Below are 15534 nucleotides of genomic sequence, written 5' to 3' on the forward strand. Positions count from 1 at the left end.
AGCTTCGCCTGAATATTTTATGCTCCTGCGCGAGGGCCCCCGTGATAGAAAAGTTGGAAGAACTGCGCGCTCAGTGGAGAAAACTACAGCAGGAAGTGGAGAATCCTTCGCTTTTCTCTTCCACTCAGAGTTATCGTGAACGTATGCGCGATCACGCCTATCTTTCCAGACTGATGGAAGAGTATGATCGCTATTTGCTTACTGAGAAGCAGTTGGAAGACGCGCACGTTCTCATCCAAGATGAGTCGGATGCTGATTTTAAGGACGTTATTCGGCAAGAGATCCGTACACTTGAAGCTGCACTGCACACGAGTCAAAAGCGACTAAAGACGCTGCTTATTCCCCCCGACTCTTTGCAAGAGAAGAATATTATCATGGAAATTCGCGGCGGTACCGGCGGTGATGAAGCAGCGCTCTTTGCTGCAGATCTATTTAGAATGTACACGCACTACGCTGAGTCAAAACAATGGCGCTATGAAGTCCTTGCAGTGAGCGAAACAGAGTTGGGAGGATTTAAGGAAATTACGTTCTCTATCTCGGGGCGCGATGTGTATGGCAGTTTACGTTATGAATCGGGTGTGCATCGCGTTCAACGTGTCCCTAGCACTGAAGCGTCGGGGCGCATCCATACCAGTGCGGTTACCGTTGCAGTGCTGCCTGAGATGGAAGAGACTGAAGTGGACATTCGTGCTGAGGACGTGCGTGTTGATGTCATGCGTGCAAGTGGTCCTGGTGGGCAGTGTGTCAACACCACTGATTCTGCGGTGCGTCTTACACATCTACCTACGGGCATTGTCGTTGTCTGTCAGGACGAGAAGAGTCAAATCAAAAACAAAGCCAAGGCCATGCGTGTATTGCGCAGCAGAGTGTATGATTTAGAGGAATCGAAGCGCCAGGTTGCCCGTGCAAGGGAACGCAAAAGTCAAGTTGGTTCAGGGGATCGTTCCGAGCGCATTCGCACGTATAATTTTCCTCAGAACCGTGTTACGGATCATCGCGTGCGTGTTACGCTCTACAAGCTAGATGCAGTGATGCAGGGTGCGTTGGATGACATTATCGAGCCATTGTGTATTGCGTCTCGAGAGAGTGTAATCTAGTGCAAGAACTCTGTACGATTCGACAGGCGCGTATGTACGCGCGAGCGTTGTTTCAAGACGCCCCCTGTTTGCGCGGACAGAACACACCGCTTTTAGATGCAGACCTTATTCTGTCGAAGTTGCTTGCGAAGCCGCGTGCGTGGATTCTCGCCCACCAGCAGGATGAGATTGCCTCCGTTGCACACGAGTTTAAGCGTCTCGTGCATCTTCGTTGTAGGGGACGTGCGTTGGCGTATCTGACTCGAGAAAAAGAGTTTTTTGGTCTGAGATTCCGTGTCACCCGTGCTACGCTTATCCCTAAACCGGATACCGAATTGCTTGTAGAAAGTGTCCTGGCGCACGTTGCGTCCCAAATGATGAAGCCGCGTTCAGTATCTGTGCATAAAGACACAAGTGCACTGCCTGTCTTGAAGATATTCGAGGCGTGTACGGGATGCGGGTGTATTGCCATTGCACTTATGCATATGTTGCGTGCGCGTGGCACGCCACCTCTCTATGTCATTGCATCCGACATTTGCATGCGGGCCCTTGCCGTAGCGCGGTATAACGCGCGCCGACTCTTGGATGTATCTGCAAATTCGCGCGTACGTTTCGTGCACGCAGATGTGCGTGCTCCTATTCCGTTCTTTTCTCCTTCTGAAGGCACGGACGTGGTACAGGAGCGCGGGGTGTGCGTTCCGTATGATGTGATATGTGCAAATCCGCCTTACGTACCGAGTGCGCAAGCGCGCGCGCTGTTGCAGGACGGGAGAGGGGAGCCTCTCGGTGCCTTAGATGGGGGTGCAGATGGGCTAGACTTGGTTCGCGCATTCGCACACCACAGTGCCGCAGCGCTAAAGGAAGGCGGGTGCGTGTTTTGCGAGGTCGGCTCAAACCACGCACAACGTGCAGCGCGCATCTTCCAGGCAGCAGGGTTTGCCACGGTGAAAATTTCAAAAGATCTCTCCGGGAAAGAGCGCCTGATTAGCGGGATACTGCGCTCGCAGTCTAGAGCTGTAACAGCGCCGAGTGGCTAGGGTGAAACACGGCGACTGAGTGGTTATCCTGGCGTTTGCAGGTGGATGTCCGCGCCGCGTTGGCCGATAGGCTGAGTACATGAAGGAGTTAGAGATCATCCACCATTGCGGATGACTTCGCGTACGCGGTTGATTTTGCTTCAAAAAAATCGGTTTTAATCAAGTTTGCGTTGCTGTACTGACTTACCCAGCTCATCGATTCCGGTTCTACACGGTGCCCCTCGTACAAGGGCTCAAAGCCTAAATTTTCGCAACGAAGATTACCCAAATACCGGATATAGTCTGCCACCATGTGGCGATTTAGTCCAGGGATCTGATCCCCAATGACATAGTCCCCCCACTTAATTTCTTGTTCGCATCCTTCGCGAATCATATCGCGAAATAAGCGTACATTGCGTGCAGTGAACACCTGTGGCTCTTCCTTTTGCAGTTCTTGAATAATGGATCGAAAAAGCCACAGGTGTGTGTTTTCATCGCGGTTGATATAACGAATTTCCTGCACCGAGCCGGGCATCTTGTTATTACGCCCCAAGTTATAGAAGAACATAAAACCCGAATAGAAATAAATTCCTTCCAAAACATAATTCGCAATTGCTACCTTCAGCAGTGCGAGTACGCTTTTGTCATCTTGAAACTCGTTGTACAAGTTGCCAATGAATTTATTGCGCGCAAGCAGATGCTCGTCGTCCTTCCACTGGTATAGAATGTCATTGCGTTCTTCGGGGGAGCAAATGGTGTCCAGCATGTAACTGTAACTCTGCGAATGCACAGCCTCTTGGAAAGCCTGAATGGTTAGGCACAGGTTAATCTCATTTGCGGTAATGTACTGACCAATATTTGGCAGATTCGCAGTCTGGATGCTATCTAGGAAAATAAGGAAGGAGAGGATTTTATCGTACGCGGTTTTCTCGATAGCGGATAGATTACGATAATCTTGCACGTCACTGCTCATGTTGATTTCTTCGGGGATCCAGAAGTTGTTCATTGCCTGCCGATACCACTTGCTGACCCAGGGATACTTCATATTGTTAAAGTCGTTGAGATTGGTAGTGTTCCCCCCGACCATGCGTCGCTTATGAAGTTCAATGTCTCCTGCCTCATTAAACAGCGCGCGTCTTTGCAGTATCGTTGAACTTTCCATCATGATGAAACCTCCTCCTGAGTGCGGGCACAGGGTAGTATACTTGATGGACTTTGAATTCTCAATTGCGGCGGGCGTAAAAATGTCTGTCTGCAGGGCTCTGTGTCTTGTGTGGTGGTCCCTGTTTTGTGGGTAGGTTTGGGGAAACCTAACAGAGACGTAGGAAATCCGTTATGCTCGAGCACATGAAGCGTGAACAAGCACGAAGTCAGCTATCACACGAGCCTCCTAAGCGGCGCCGAGCCTCTCTAACCGTCTGCGGCCTGCGTGCTGTGGAAACGCTTGGCAGCATACATCCAGAGAAAATTCATCGGTTCTTTTTTACCCCTGTGCGTGCGAAACGCTTCGGACCCCTGTGTGCATACCTTGCTGCACGAAAGAGGCTCTACCGTAGCGCTAATACGCAGGAACTTGAGCGATTGACGCAATCCGTTCACCATCAGGGGGTTGCTGCTACCATAGACGAGCCGCGCTTTCCAGCCGTGACTCATTCTCAGGTTGAATTTTGGGTACAACGGCGTGAGTTTGTTGTGTTACTCGATCGCGTAGGAGATGCCCACAATCTGGGGGCGATTATACGTAGTGCTGCTTTTTTTGGAGTGCACTCACTGGTGGTGAGTGACTGTCGACAGCAGGCGCAGGTTACAAGCGCAACATATCGGGTTGCGCAGGGAGGAATGGAGTTTGTGCAATTGTTGCGCTGTACAAATGCGCAGGAAGTATTGGAAATGTGTGCAGGTAAAATGACCCGTGTGGGAGCCTCCCCTCATGCGTTCAGATCGCTTACACGGCTTTCAAACATACTCTCGCCTGAAGAAGCGGTAATATTAGTACTGGGAAACGAGGAGACAGGGCTTTCTGAGCATTTGACTGCGCATTGCGATCATCTCTGTCGGATTGCAGGCAGTGGTCAGGTGGAAAGTCTAAATGTTGCGCAAGCGGGTGCGCTTTTTTTGTCCACTATCGTACAGTTGCGTCAATCTCCTCAGGACTACACGCAGGGACATCGGGCCACGCCACGTGCACAAGAGCGTGTGCACCGCTGTGGGCAATTAGAGGAAAAGGGGCAGAAAAATGGAGCACGTGTTCTTATTCCCCGCTCGGGGGCGCGTGCCAATTCCCGTGAAAGTTGAGAGTAGGGAAAGTAGACGGGTGTGAGGTATGGAACCTACAGCGCAATTGGTTTTGCAGTGCGTGTTGACGTGCGTCCGCGTGTGCCTCTGAGAACGCAGCCTGCTCTGTTGTCGCGTAGGAAAACTTGTAAAGAGCTTGCACAAAGCGTCTTTTTTTTTTACCCTCGACCCCGTTCGCCTGAATTCATCACGTAGGAGTTGCCCGCATGAATCAGATCCGCCTGTTTGCCCAGAGTGCGCTTGTGAGCGTCATGGGTATGGGGATGGTTTTTGCCTTCCTCCTTTTGCTCATATGCGTTGTGCGCTGTGTGGGCGCGCTTGTCTCTTCTTTCGGCTGGGATCGCGGTCCTGACGAAGGTGTCGGCGCTGCAGTCCCTGCAGGAGGAGCACTCGCCGCGGCTATCGCAGTCGCCGTTCATGAGAAGGCAAGGAGTACTTCATGAGTACCCCGGTTCGCATTAGCGAAATGGTCCTACGTGATGCGCATCAGTCTTTGCACGCTACGCGCATGACTACCGAAGACATGCTCCCTATTTGTGACAAGCTAGATCGCGTTGGGTATTGGAGTTTGGAGGCGTGGGGAGGCGCCACGTACGACGCCTGCATTCGCTTTCTAAATGAGGATCCCTGGGAGCGTTTGCGTGCTCTCAAATCTCGGTTACCTAAGACCCCTATTATGATGCTTTTGCGTGGGCAAAACTTGCTAGGCTACCGGCATTACGCGGATGACGTTGTAGATGCGTTCGTAGAGGCCGCTGCACGCAACGGCGTTGATGTGTTCCGCATCTTCGATGCACTTAATGACCCACGTAACCTCAGTCAGGCTGCGCGTGCTGCAAAGAAAACAGGCAAGCATGTGCAGATGGCTATCTCTTACGCTACCACACCCTATCATACCGCAGAGAAGTACGTAGAGTTAGCAAAGGAGTATGCGCGCTTCGGTGCGGATTCTATTTGCATTAAGGATATGTCGGGGTTGCTGACCCCGTACGGGGCGTACGATCTGGTTTCTGCCATTAAAAAGAGTGTCGATTTGCCCGTTGAGTTGCACACCCACGCCACTACTGGTATGTCTGTTGCAACCCTGGTGAAGGCGGCAGAAGCAGGTGTTGATGTAATTGACACTGCCATTGCTTCTATGTCCATGGGTACTTCCCACAGCCCTACAGAGACTTTAGTGGAAATCCTACGGCACACGGGCCGTGACTCAGGGCTCGACATAAATCTCCTGCTAGAAATAGCAGCCTACTTCCGTCAGGTACGGAAGTGCTATGCCCAGTTTGAGTCTAGTTTTCTGGGTGCAGACACGCGTATCCTCGTGTCCCAGGTGCCTGGGGGTATGCTTTCCAATTTAGAAAACCAGTTGCGTGAGCAGGGAGCCCTGGATAAGATGGACCAGGTTCTTAAGGAAATTCCCCTGGTACAGAAGGACTGCGGTTATATCCCGCTTGTGACTCCTACGAGTCAGATTGTAGGTACGCAGTCAGTATTGAACGTGCTGTTTGGCCGGTACCACCGGCTTACTGCTGAGACAAGGCGTCTGCTCACGGGTCAGTATGGCCGGACTCCCGCCTCCTGTGATGCAGGTTTGGTGGAGCGGGCCTTGAAGGAAGAAAAGTTATCGCAGTCGCTTGTCTGCCGCCCAGCGGATGCCTTGCCTCATGAGCTTGATCGCATGAGGTCTGAGGCGCGCGCCGCAGGCGCACAGGATACCATTGAGGATGTGCTCACGTATGCTATGTTTCCCAAGATCGCTCCCACATTCTTTGCTTCCCGTGCGCAAGGGCCTATTTCGTTCAGAGGAAAGGGGCAGGGGCAAAAACAGAAGGGTGAGAGTGCAGGGTCGGTAGCTTCTTATGTGGCTACCGTAAATGGTACTGCGTACACAGTTGTGCAGGAAGGCGCTGTTCTCCGGGTAAATGGTACTCCCTACACCGTTAGGGTTGAGGCAGGCCCGTCCGTTGCTTCGGGTACGTCGCAGGGTACCGTGACTACGGCAAAGGTTGGGGCGTGTACTACGCTACCCGCGCCGGTCGCAGGTAGCGTAGTTAAACACACCGTGCAAGATGGAGCTACGGTAAATTCGGGGGAGACGGTGCTCATGGTGGAGTCCATGAAGATGGAACTTGAAGTGAAGGCCACCGCTGCTGGTACTATCCATTTCCTAATAGCGCCTGGCGCGCATGTCAGTGCGGGGCAAGTCTTAGCAGAGATTCGCTAGAGGATGTGACCATGAATACGCGTTTACCCCTTCGAGTACTCCAGTGCGTGTTGGTGGGATTGCTTGTGTGCGGGCCCCTGTGTGCAGCTACGCGCCGCCCGGTACGTGCTTCTGCGCCGGTGCCTATGGTACAGAGTTGTAAAGACACGGGGGCACGATGTGCGCCGGCGTCGTCCATGCGTGAGGACATGCGTGCGTCACACGGAGCTGCGCCGCTTCTCTCTGTAAGGAAATTTTTACTCAATACGTGGCATAGTACCGGTCTCTACGCTTTCTTTCATGGCGTAACACAGGTGCCGGATCTTGCAAATCCGCAGCGAACACACAGCGTGTTCGGTTATCAACAGGCGTTGCTGCTCGTGGTTGGTCTGCTCATCATTTATCTCGGTGCTGCTAAGGGCTTTGAGCCGCTGCTGCTCATTCCTATTGGCTTTGGTACTGTCTTCGTCAACATCCCTGGTGCGGGCATGTATAGTGAGCATGGTATGCTCAAACTCATTTACGATGCTGGGGTGGGGAATGAGTTTTTCCCTATGCTCATTTTTATGGGTATCGGTGCACTTACCGATTTTGGACCACTGATTGCGAATCCTAAAATGGCAGTCCTTGGTGCCGCTGCCCAGTTAGGGGTGTTCCTTACTCTCTTTGGGGTTGCAGCGTTGAACTTTGTACCCGGGATCCGCTACTCCATCCTGGATGCCTGCGCCATTGCCATTATCGGTGGGGCGGACGGGCCAACTTCCATCTACGTATCTGCGAAGCTTGCTCCCGAACTCATGGCCGTTATCGCGGTGGCGGCATATTCGTATATGGCTCTTGTACCTATTATTCAGCCTCCGCTTATGCGCCTGTTAACTACCAGAAAAGAACGTCTTATTAGGATGAAACAGCTGCGTCCTGTTTCGCGGATAGAGAGAGTACTCTTTCCGCTTGTCTTGCTCTTGCTCTCGGTGCTGCTCATTCCTGCGGCTTCCCCACTCATCGGTATGATCGCCTTCGGGAACTTTGTTAAGGAATGCGGTGTTGTGGAGCGGTTGTCTAAGACGATGGCTAACGAGCTTTTGAACATCGTGTCGATCTTGCTGTCTTTGGGTGTTGGTTCTCAGATGACACCCGATAAGATTATGAACCCCAATGCCTTGGGCATTATCGTGTTGGGACTCGTTGCCTTTTCTGTCGCAACCGCAGGGGGAGTATTCATGGCAAAGTTAATGAATTTGTTTTTGAGCGAGAAAATTAATCCACTTATCGGTTCCGCAGGGGTGAGTGCTGTTCCTATGGCCGCGCGTGTTTCTAATAAGGTGGGGCTAGAGGAGGATCCTTCTAACTTCTTGCTTATGCACGCGATGGGTCCTAACGTGGCTGGTGTCATTGGGACCGCGATAGCCGCAGGGGTGTTCATCTCGGCCTACGGAGGGTAGGGAGGAAGAGTAACCGCGGGGTTTTGCCGCTTAGGTACCCTTTCCTCCGTGCGCGGGCACACCCTCTCAGGTGGCTAGGGGCTTTTGCAGACGAAGCGGGTAAAGCTCGCTTGGAATTCGAGCTCAACTGTCCCAATGGGGCCGTTGCGTTGCTTCGCTAAAATGAGTTGAGTCTCGGTTTCGTTGCGGTCGCGGTGTAGAAACATGACCACGTCGGCGTCCTGCTCAATTGCCCCCGAACCACGAATGTCCGCCAGGTTTGGCGCAGAGCCCTCTGCCGGTCGACCGACTTGCGAAAGTGCTACGATGGGGATGTCTAGCTCGCGCGCGAGGCTTTTTAGTGATTGGGAGATCGCTGCAAATTGTTCGTAGCGGGGCGCAAAGGGATTGTCTGCTACGATAAGTCCCAAGTAGTCGACAAAAATAATCTGGATCTTTTCTTGTACGCATAATCGACGAGCCACGGCACGGAGATCCAGTAGCTTCATGTTTGGCACGTCCACGATGTAAAGTGGGGCGTCGTACATCTCTCCTGCGGCGTTTTGGATGCGCCCGAAATCGGAAAGTTGTAAAAGCCCTTTGCGCAGGTTCGTCGCGGATACTCCTGACTCTGCAGCGATAAGTCGCTGCATCAGAAGCAAATTAGACATTTCCAGAGAAAAAAAGGCGGTTGGAATACGTTGCCTTATGGCAATGTTCGAGGCCATAGTCATGGCGAGCGCAGTTTTCCCCATGGAAGGACGCGCACCTATGACAATAAGCTCGGAGTTCTGGAATCCACCGGTAAGATTATCCAGAGCCGTTAGGCCGGTGGCAATTCCGACCAGATCGCTTTGATTTCGGTAACGAGTCTCAATAGTATTGACCAAATCAGGAATGAGGTTTTTCAGCAATTTGAAGGTTGCTACTCTCCTTGCATTTGTTAGGTCATAGATTTCCCTTTGTGCTGTTTCGAGTACGATGTTGCCCGACACGGTGTCATTGAATGCCTCTGCGGTGATAATGCGGGCTACTTTTAGTAGCGACCGGCGCATGGCAGCGTCGCAAACGATGCGTGTGTAGTATTCAACATTCGCGGCGCTTGGGACCGCATCGGTGAGAGAGGCAACATACGCGCTGCCACCGACGAAATCGAGCGCCTCACAGGAGCGCAGGTGCTCGCTGAGCACGAGGATATCAGGGCGTTGACCTAAATCCGATAACTCTACGAGTGCTTGAAAGATGCGCTGGTGCGCAGCGGAATAAAAAGAGCTCGCAGACAACTGCTCTGTTGCCGTGCTCAGAGCAGAGTCATCCAGTAGAACAGCGCCGAGCACAGCCCGCTCGGCCTCTAGGTTATGAGGGGGAATTTTTCCCTTGAGTTCCTGAGTGGGATTAGGCATGCCCGGCACAGAACCTCCTCCGAGGAATACTCAGAGGAGGGAAGGTGGTGAAAAGACAGTCCCCCCCCTCTCCGTGGAAACCCTCTAACGAGGCAAAGGGTTGAGGCCCAACTGCCAAGAACTGTCTCCCTTCCGTGGAATCCAGCCCCAAAGTGGCACAGTTCTTTGCACAACTAAAAAACGAACAGCACATACTCCGTGCAGAGAGATACTTCCGCAAACGGTCTACTCACTCACACTGTCCGCTTCGCTTTGGTTTTTGATGGTGACAGGAACAACAGCACATATTTCCTCGTATAGTCTTATAGTGACGTGATAGTTCCCCACACATTTCAGAGTAAGACCAGGGACCTCCACACGCTTGCGCTCAACCTCAAATCCCATGCACGCAAGTTGTTCTGCAACGGTATGACTCGTGACAGCGCCGTACAACTTACCGTTGGTACCGGCGGGCATGGCAATAACCACAGGCTGAGCCTCTAAACGAGCCTTAAGATTTGCGGCATCTTGTCGCTTGAGAGACTTTCGCATCTCTATGTCCTGTTGTCGCTGTTTGAAGCGAGCCACGGTAAAACGATTATGAGGAACAGCAAGGTTTCGAGGGTAGAGGTAATTACGAAAATAGCCTGCGGCGACCTCTTTCACATCACCTTCTTCACCAAGGATCTTTACGTCTTGATTGAGAATAATCTTCATACGTTTTGTCCCCTCCTACGCAGGAATAAAAGTCCACGCAGAGCCACTCTGCCTATGCACAGCAACTTCTACTGAACTAGGAAAAACAACCGCTGTATACCAGCGCTACTCGGTCAGAACGAAAGGTAGGAGCGCAACGGCGCGGGAACGCTTGACTTCGAGAGCAACACGGCGCTGGTGTTTGGCACACGTACCGGTGATGCGTCTCGGCAGAATCTTACCCCGCTCTGTGATAAAGCGACGAAGCGTGTCCGGATCCTTATAATCAGCTAAAAGCTTCTGCGTGCAAAAACGGCATACTTTCTTTCGATAGAATTGTCTGTTTTTCTTGGGTGCGCTCTCTTCACTTTCACGAGGAGAACTGAGATGCGTATCCAGGTCAACACTCGGATGATCTTCTGCCATGATATGCTCCTAGAAGTGGAAAAATTAGCACGCCCAATTCCTTTCTGAGGTCCAGGCGAACGCCAGGTTCGGTCATACTTTTATTCATTATGCATGCTCCTTGTGGGGAAAGAGACCTAAAATGGAACGGTGTCCAGATCTGAACTTGAAAAATCAGCCTCATCAAGGGACGAGGTTGCGTCCAGTCCTCTTTTCTCACCCAAGATATCGCCTGTGGGTGACCTAGAATCTGAGGATGTGCCGCGGACACGACCAGCGGTCGACTCGGCGGCAACGCGCGAGGAAGAAAACTCACCGTCCTCGGCACGAGCAGCGCCACCGAGGACAGAACCGAGGAGTTGAACGTTAGTCGCAGAGATCTCTACCTTGCTGCGTGACTGCCCCTCTTGCTCCCAACGGCTTTGACGCAATTCCCCCTCGACGGCTACCTGCTTGCCTTTGATAAGATACTGGCTGATGACTTCGCCCTGGCGTCCCCATAGAACGATATCGAAGAAATTAACTTCCTCAACCCAATCATCACCACTTTTCCTGCGCCGATTGATAGCAACAGAAAAACGACACAGAGCACCACCTGCAGAAGTGTACTTGAGCTCCGCATCACGCGTAAGCCGACCAACGAGCACTACATGATTGACGTCTGCCATATCTTCTCTCAGGAATCGACACGCACAAACAAGTGCGTGAGTAAGTCGTGTCGCAATCTGAGCTTATGATCGAGTTCGCGCACCTTCCCCGGCTCACACTGAACAATGAAGAGCAGGTAACGGCCCCTCTTTTGCTTCTTCAGAGGATACGCAAGTTCCCGCTCTCCAATATGGTCTTCGCGGGCGATGACTGCGTCGTTTTCCTGTAGGAGGGCACGAACGGCGGTGGAACCCTGAAGAAAGAGATCCTCGTGTGCACTGAAAACGGCCATTAGCTCGTAGGTCCTCATAATAACTCCTATGGACGGCTCACCTTATCAGGCTGCACTAGACTCACCCGACAAGGAGGAGTAGCGTGCGCAGAACGCGCGGCGAGACGCCAGCGTAGCGTAAATCTGTGTGCCGCATCAAGTCTTTTGTCCTTTTATCCGATGCTGCCGACGGCGCAGCGTCGTCTGAGGGGGTACATTCGTGCGTGTGCTCCTTACGGCAGACGAGGTGAGGAACCTGTTCGCAGAAGGTGCGCTTTCCTGTGTGCCCGCGTCGGTCACGTATGTGTGGGGAGGTCTGTGGTGCAGAATTTTGTGTTTCAAGACAATATTTATCACCTAGCACGTTCTATTGATGTCCTGTATGAGGGGCTTCAGCTTAACTTAGATGAGTGCCTTTATGCGGAGAAAGTTGTGTATGACGTGCGTTTTTTTGACCATGCGTTGCAAAAGTTGTGCGCGCATATCGATCGCCAGTCTCACTTCCCCGATTACTTACCAATTCTTCATTGCCTATTCTCCTGCGGTGCACGATTCTTGAACTTATTGAATTTTCTTATTCATCGTGCCTCTCCTGTGACTGCGCAGGTTGAGTTTACCCGGATGCTCCCGTTTATTGAGAAAAGACACAGCGCATTGCATGAGAACCTCGCACGCTCCATTCAAGAGGTGGACACGAGCGCAGATGCGAGTCACGTGGTTTCTCAAGATGAGATAGATGAGTTGCTTGAGCATTAGGTAATCCGCTTGCTTGTTACAAGGCGCGACGTTTTGTGTACGGAGGTTGGCACGGGTGAGGATTACGGGGGGGATGCTAAAAAACCACGTATTACGTTGTCCGGATGGTCCTATCCGTCCTGCAATGGATCGCATGCGTGAGTCGTTATTTGCGATTTTGGGTGATATGCGCGGCTGTTCCTTTTTGGATCTTTTCGCCGGATCGGGAGTGTGCGGCTTGGAGGCTTATTCACGCGGGGCGTATCCGGTAGTGTTTGTAGAGTGGAATGTGCGTTCTTTTTCTGTTTTGTTGCAGAACGTGCAAGTGGCGCTGTGTCGTTTGGAATGTAGATGTATGGCAGTGGAGCGGTATATTGCGCGTGCACGTACGCTGTTTCATTTTGTTTATCTTGATCCACCTTTTCCCTATCGCTTTCACGCTGAGCTGTTGCAGCGGCTTTCTCGTGCGTCATTGTGTAGAGAAGGAAGCGTGGTGATGGTGCACCGACCAAGAGAGAAAAAACTTGCGGATAAAATCGATTCACTTGTGCGGACCGATCAGCGTGTGTACGGGCGCTCGGTAGTTGATTTTTACCGCAGGGATAAAGCCGGTCTTGCGTAGAACTGAAACCCGTTGTAGGATCTTGCTGTTTTTTGTGCGAGGGGATGCAGAGGGTGCTTGAGAGCGACACGCCGTACTTCGTTAAAGGTATACAGCGCCCTGTTTCCACTCTCTCCGATCGCGACCGGGCGCTGCTAAACAGGCGGGGCAATGCATACCTGAATGAGGGGAAGCTGCAGGAAGCGGCACGCGTTTTCATTACCACTGGTTACCACGATGGATTGACCAGGATTGGCGATGTGTATATGCGCAAGGCGGACGTGTTGACCGCACTGCGGTTTTATTATTTTGCTCGCAATGAGCAGAAAATGAGGCCCATCGTTTCAGCGCTCTCAGTGTTGATTCGATGTCTTATATAATTTTGACGCCGGGGGGGGGTATGGGGCTTATGGGGTGCGAGTGTAGTGTTCCGCCTTTTGAAACGGTTGAAACGGGCAAACGGTCAGTGGATGCGGACAGGATTATGCGTCTGTCCCGGGATGGCTACGCGTTCTTAAAGGTCAATGACCTTGAGAGGGCAGAGAGCGAGTTCGGTAAAATTCTCCAAATTGAAGCGGATAACAACTATGCCCTCGTGGGGCTCGGGGATGCGGCGCGCAAGAGACGCGCGTACCAAGAGGCATCTGACTATTACACGAGGTGCTTACAGCATTACCCTCGCAACAGCTATGCGCTCTTTGGTCTTGCGGACTGTTATAAAAACATGCGTCGGTACGTGAAGGCAGTGGAAGTGTGGCAGCAGTACCTGGAGCAGGATAGCCACAACATTGCGGTGCTTACGCGCATGGCCGATGCTTACCGTAAAATACATGATTTTCAAAACTCGAGAAACCTTTACTCCCAGGTTATCGCCCTGGATGAACATAATTCCTACGCGCTAATTGGGCTTGCTCACTTGCACTACGACTTCAAGAAGTACCGTGAAGCACTCATCTACTGGAAAAAGCTCCTGGAGTGTGCAGAACACAGTGTGGATATCCGTGTACTCACCTCTATCGGGAATTGTTATCGTAAAATGAAACTCTTTAGTCAGGGATTGCCCTATTTTCAGGAAGCGCTGAAGCGTGACCCAGGTAATTTTTATGGATTTTTTGGGATGGCTGACTGCTACCGCGGCATGAACATGCAGGAGCGTTCCATCCAGTACTGGGAGAAGATTCTGGAGAAGGACACGCAGAATCGTGTCATCCTCACCCGTATTGCCGACGCATATCGGCACATTGGGGAATACGAAAAGGCCCATCAAACGTATAAAAGGGCGTTGGATATCGATTACGATGCCTATGCCACGCTCGGGCTCGCAGTCCTTTGTAAACTCCAGGGGAGATACGAAGAGGCGGTTGTGAGTCTTGATCGACTCGTGCAGCTTGATCGGAAAAACTATCGCGTATATGTGGAGCTTGCAGACTGCTACCGCAAGCTCGGGCAGAAGCAAAAGGCGCTTGAGACACTTCGTCCCTTTCAGCAGTTTGGGGTTAAGAACCGTGTTGTTTCTGAGCTTATGAGTGAGTTGGAGGGTGCATCGTAGTTTCCCCCCTTTTTCTTCCTGGTAAGCTTGGGTATGGGTGGCGTTTGCCAAGTGTGAACGGCTCGTTGCGCAGGTGTGGCTGCGCGATGCCTGTCGATTCGGCGCTTTTTGTGTGGTGGTCGGGGTCCTCCTCTTCGTCGGAGGTGGTGCAGGACTTTGCGACGAGGGGGTGGAGCGTATATGGAGTGGTGCTGCGCCCTTTCGGGGCTTTTGCCAGAAGAAATCCAGAAGGTGTGTGCGTTTGCTGAGCGCTTTCGTGGGGTGCAGGTGTTCAGATGGATTGCCGCAGGGTGCACTGACTTCCATGCGATGAGTGATCTCTCTTCTGAGACGCGTGCACGCCTGGCGAGGGCGTGCGTCATCTCGGACACTCGTGTCTATACCACGCTGCGTGATGTGGATGGTACGCTCAAGCTGGGTATTGAACTGAAAGATAAACGGCGCGTAGAGGCAGTCTTACTCGTCGATCAAGTCTCGCGTAAGACTGCTTGTCTATCCTGTCAAGTCGGCTGCCCTATGGCGTGCGCGTTTTGTCAAACAGGCCAGTTGGGTTTCGCGCGAAACCTTTCTGCCTCAGAGATCGTCGAGCAGTTCCTTCATCTGGAACGATGTGTCGGTACATTGGATAATGTTGTGTTTATGGGAATGGGTGAGCCCATGCTCAATCTGGATGCGGTGTGTAGAGCTATTGAGATACTGTCTCATCCACAGGGTCGTGACCTATCTGAAAAACGTATTACTATTTCTACGTCTGGACATTGCCGTGGTATTTATTCGCTTGCTGACCGCGCACTGCAGGTTCGCTTGGCGGTGTCTTTAACCACCGCGAATGCACCGTTGCGCGCACGCCTCATGCCACGTGCTGCGCACGACAGTTTAGCAAAACTGAAAAGCGCTATTCGCTATTTTAACGAGAAGAGTGGAAAGCGTGTGACACTCGAGCTCGCCCTCATGCGGGGAGTGAATACTTCTGAACGGCATGCGCAAGAAGTTATCGATTTTGCACATGGGCTTAACGTGCACGTGAACTTAATTCCCTGGAATCCGGTAGCATCAATCCACTTTGAAACACCTCGGGAAGTGGAGGTTGCGCATTTTGAGGCGCTTCTCATGCGCGCCCGCATCCCCGTGACACGCCGCTATCAGCGTGGGAATGGCATTGGAGGCGCATGCGGACAACTAGGTAAAACAGCCGGCGTGTAACTCTTTCGCTCCGTTTGTAGATGTTTGTACGTGTGG

The 15534-nt window shown here is 52.1% G+C and carries 18 protein-coding genes; 11 read left to right on the top strand and 7 right to left on the bottom strand.

Annotated features, from left to right (window positions below; all coding sequences use genetic code 11):
* The first annotated feature begins 41 nt into the window (after positions 1-41).
* Positions 42-1097, top strand: a complete 1056-nt coding sequence (gene prfA, locus TPANIC_RS00250) for a peptide chain release factor 1 (RefSeq protein WP_010881500.1) — start codon at positions 42-44, stop codon at positions 1095-1097.
* Positions 1097-2113, top strand: coding sequence for a peptide chain release factor N(5)-glutamine methyltransferase (gene prmC / locus TPANIC_RS00255; protein WP_014342246.1), 1017 nt, complete (start codon positions 1097-1099; stop codon positions 2111-2113). The genes prfA and prmC overlap by 1 nt, the downstream gene beginning before the upstream one ends.
* An 88-nt stretch (positions 2114-2201) precedes the next feature.
* Here prmC and TPANIC_RS00260 read toward each other — a convergent pair whose 3' ends face one another.
* Complete coding sequence (locus tag TPANIC_RS00260; RefSeq protein WP_010881502.1) at positions 2202-3257, bottom strand: ribonucleotide-diphosphate reductase subunit beta; 1056 nt, start codon at positions 3255-3257, stop codon at positions 2202-2204.
* A 170-nt stretch (positions 3258-3427) separates the two neighbouring features.
* On the opposite strand from TPANIC_RS00260, the gene TPANIC_RS00265 reads away from it, so the two are divergent.
* The 4 genes from TPANIC_RS00265 (at position 3428) to TPANIC_RS00280 (ending at position 8029) form a co-directional block, all read left to right on the top strand.
* The gene (locus TPANIC_RS00265; RefSeq protein WP_010881503.1) at positions 3428-4387 is read left to right on the top strand and encodes a TrmH family RNA methyltransferase; all 960 of its coding nucleotides are present in this window, start codon (positions 3428-3430) and stop codon (positions 4385-4387) included.
* Positions 4388-4593: 206 nt separating this feature from the next.
* A complete protein-coding gene (locus tag TPANIC_RS00270; protein ID WP_010881504.1) occupies positions 4594-4830 on the top strand; it encodes an OadG family protein in 237 nt (78 codons plus the stop codon).
* On the top strand, positions 4827-6608 hold the full coding sequence (gene oadA, locus TPANIC_RS00275) for a sodium-extruding oxaloacetate decarboxylase subunit alpha (protein ID WP_010881505.1): 1782 nt from the start codon (positions 4827-4829) through the stop codon (positions 6606-6608). Before TPANIC_RS00270 ends, oadA begins: the two co-directional genes overlap by 4 nt.
* An 11-nt stretch (positions 6609-6619) precedes the next feature.
* Complete coding sequence (locus TPANIC_RS00280; protein ID WP_010881506.1) at positions 6620-8029, top strand: sodium ion-translocating decarboxylase subunit beta; 1410 nt, start codon at positions 6620-6622, stop codon at positions 8027-8029.
* A gap of 74 nt (positions 8030-8103) precedes the next feature.
* Here TPANIC_RS00280 and dnaB read toward each other — a convergent pair whose 3' ends face one another.
* From dnaB to rpsF, 6 genes are all read right to left on the bottom strand, one after another.
* A complete protein-coding gene (dnaB, locus tag TPANIC_RS00285; RefSeq protein ID WP_010881507.1) occupies positions 8104-9420 on the bottom strand; it encodes a replicative DNA helicase in 1317 nt (438 codons plus the stop codon).
* Positions 9404-9631, bottom strand: a complete 228-nt coding sequence (locus tag TPANIC_RS05175) for a hypothetical protein (protein ID WP_010881508.1) — start codon at positions 9629-9631, stop codon at positions 9404-9406. The genes dnaB and TPANIC_RS05175 overlap by 17 nt, the downstream gene beginning before the upstream one ends.
* A 5-nt stretch (positions 9632-9636) precedes the next feature.
* Positions 9637-10107: a 50S ribosomal protein L9 gene (gene rplI / locus TPANIC_RS00290; RefSeq protein ID WP_010881509.1), complete on the bottom strand. Its 471-nt coding sequence runs from the start codon at positions 10105-10107 to the stop codon at positions 9637-9639.
* A gap of 105 nt (positions 10108-10212) precedes the next feature.
* Positions 10213-10512, bottom strand: coding sequence for a 30S ribosomal protein S18 (rpsR, locus tag TPANIC_RS00295; protein ID WP_010881510.1), 300 nt, complete (start codon positions 10510-10512; stop codon positions 10213-10215).
* A gap of 116 nt (positions 10513-10628) precedes the next feature.
* The gene (locus TPANIC_RS00300; protein WP_010881511.1) at positions 10629-11159 is read right to left on the bottom strand and encodes a single-stranded DNA-binding protein; all 531 of its coding nucleotides are present in this window, start codon (positions 11157-11159) and stop codon (positions 10629-10631) included.
* 8 nt (positions 11160-11167) lie between these two features.
* The gene (rpsF, locus tag TPANIC_RS00305) at positions 11168-11449 is read right to left on the bottom strand and encodes a 30S ribosomal protein S6 (protein WP_010881512.1); all 282 of its coding nucleotides are present in this window, start codon (positions 11447-11449) and stop codon (positions 11168-11170) included.
* Positions 11450-11590: 141 nt separating this feature from the next.
* Between rpsF and TPANIC_RS00310 the strand changes: the two genes are divergently transcribed.
* The 5 genes from TPANIC_RS00310 to rlmN all read left to right on the top strand — a co-directional run bounded on the left by TPANIC_RS00310 (position 11591) and on the right by rlmN (position 15498).
* A complete protein-coding gene (locus TPANIC_RS00310) occupies positions 11591-12166 on the top strand; it encodes a hypothetical protein (protein WP_010881513.1) in 576 nt (191 codons plus the stop codon).
* Positions 12167-12221: 55 nt separating this feature from the next.
* Positions 12222-12767, top strand: a complete 546-nt coding sequence (gene rsmD / locus TPANIC_RS00315) for a 16S rRNA (guanine(966)-N(2))-methyltransferase RsmD (RefSeq protein ID WP_025267548.1) — start codon at positions 12222-12224, stop codon at positions 12765-12767.
* A 44-nt stretch (positions 12768-12811) separates the two neighbouring features.
* The gene (locus TPANIC_RS00320; RefSeq protein ID WP_010881515.1) at positions 12812-13126 is read left to right on the top strand and encodes a hypothetical protein; all 315 of its coding nucleotides are present in this window, start codon (positions 12812-12814) and stop codon (positions 13124-13126) included.
* Positions 13114-14295 (top strand): tetratricopeptide repeat protein, encoded by a 1182-nt coding sequence (locus TPANIC_RS00325; protein ID WP_010881516.1) that lies wholly within the window; start codon positions 13114-13116, stop codon positions 14293-14295. The genes TPANIC_RS00320 and TPANIC_RS00325 overlap by 13 nt, the downstream gene beginning before the upstream one ends.
* 180 nt (positions 14296-14475) lie before the next feature.
* Positions 14476-15498: a dual-specificity RNA methyltransferase RlmN gene (gene rlmN, locus TPANIC_RS00330; protein ID WP_010881517.1), complete on the top strand. Its 1023-nt coding sequence runs from the start codon at positions 14476-14478 to the stop codon at positions 15496-15498.
* Positions 15499-15534 lie beyond the last annotated feature (36 nt).

It is taken from the genome of Treponema pallidum subsp. pallidum str. Nichols (assembly GCF_000410535.2).
Classification (GTDB): domain Bacteria; phylum Spirochaetota; class Spirochaetia; order Treponematales; family Treponemataceae; genus Treponema; species Treponema pallidum.

What these genes read in the sequence shown, in the direction of transcription:
- TPANIC_RS00260 (WP_010881502.1), bottom strand. Translation starts at nt 3,257, where the DNA reads ATGATGGAAAGTTCAACGATACTGCAAAGACGCGCGCTGTTTAATGAG.
- TPANIC_RS00265 (WP_010881503.1), top strand. Translation starts at nt 3,428, where the DNA reads ATGCTCGAGCACATGAAGCGTGAACAAGCACGAAGTCAGCTATCACAC.
- TPANIC_RS00270 (WP_010881504.1), top strand. Translation starts at nt 4,594, where the DNA reads ATGAATCAGATCCGCCTGTTTGCCCAGAGTGCGCTTGTGAGCGTCATG.
- oadA (WP_010881505.1), top strand. Translation starts at nt 4,827, where the DNA reads ATGAGTACCCCGGTTCGCATTAGCGAAATGGTCCTACGTGATGCGCAT.
- TPANIC_RS00280 (WP_010881506.1), top strand. Translation starts at nt 6,620, where the DNA reads ATGAATACGCGTTTACCCCTTCGAGTACTCCAGTGCGTGTTGGTGGGA.
- rplI (WP_010881509.1), bottom strand. Translation starts at nt 10,107, where the DNA reads ATGAAGATTATTCTCAATCAAGACGTAAAGATCCTTGGTGAAGAAGGT.
- rpsR (WP_010881510.1), bottom strand. Translation starts at nt 10,512, where the DNA reads ATGGCAGAAGATCATCCGAGTGTTGACCTGGATACGCATCTCAGTTCT.
- TPANIC_RS00300 (WP_010881511.1), bottom strand. Translation starts at nt 11,159, where the DNA reads ATGGCAGACGTCAATCATGTAGTGCTCGTTGGTCGGCTTACGCGTGAT.
- rpsF (WP_010881512.1), bottom strand. Translation starts at nt 11,449, where the DNA reads ATGAGGACCTACGAGCTAATGGCCGTTTTCAGTGCACACGAGGATCTC.
- TPANIC_RS00310 (WP_010881513.1), top strand. Translation starts at nt 11,591, where the DNA reads ATGCTGCCGACGGCGCAGCGTCGTCTGAGGGGGTACATTCGTGCGTGT.
- TPANIC_RS00320 (WP_010881515.1), top strand. Translation starts at nt 12,812, where the DNA reads ATGCAGAGGGTGCTTGAGAGCGACACGCCGTACTTCGTTAAAGGTATA.
- TPANIC_RS00325 (WP_010881516.1), top strand. Translation starts at nt 13,114, where the DNA reads ATGTCTTATATAATTTTGACGCCGGGGGGGGGTATGGGGCTTATGGGG.
- rlmN (WP_010881517.1), top strand. Translation starts at nt 14,476, where the DNA reads ATGGAGTGGTGCTGCGCCCTTTCGGGGCTTTTGCCAGAAGAAATCCAG.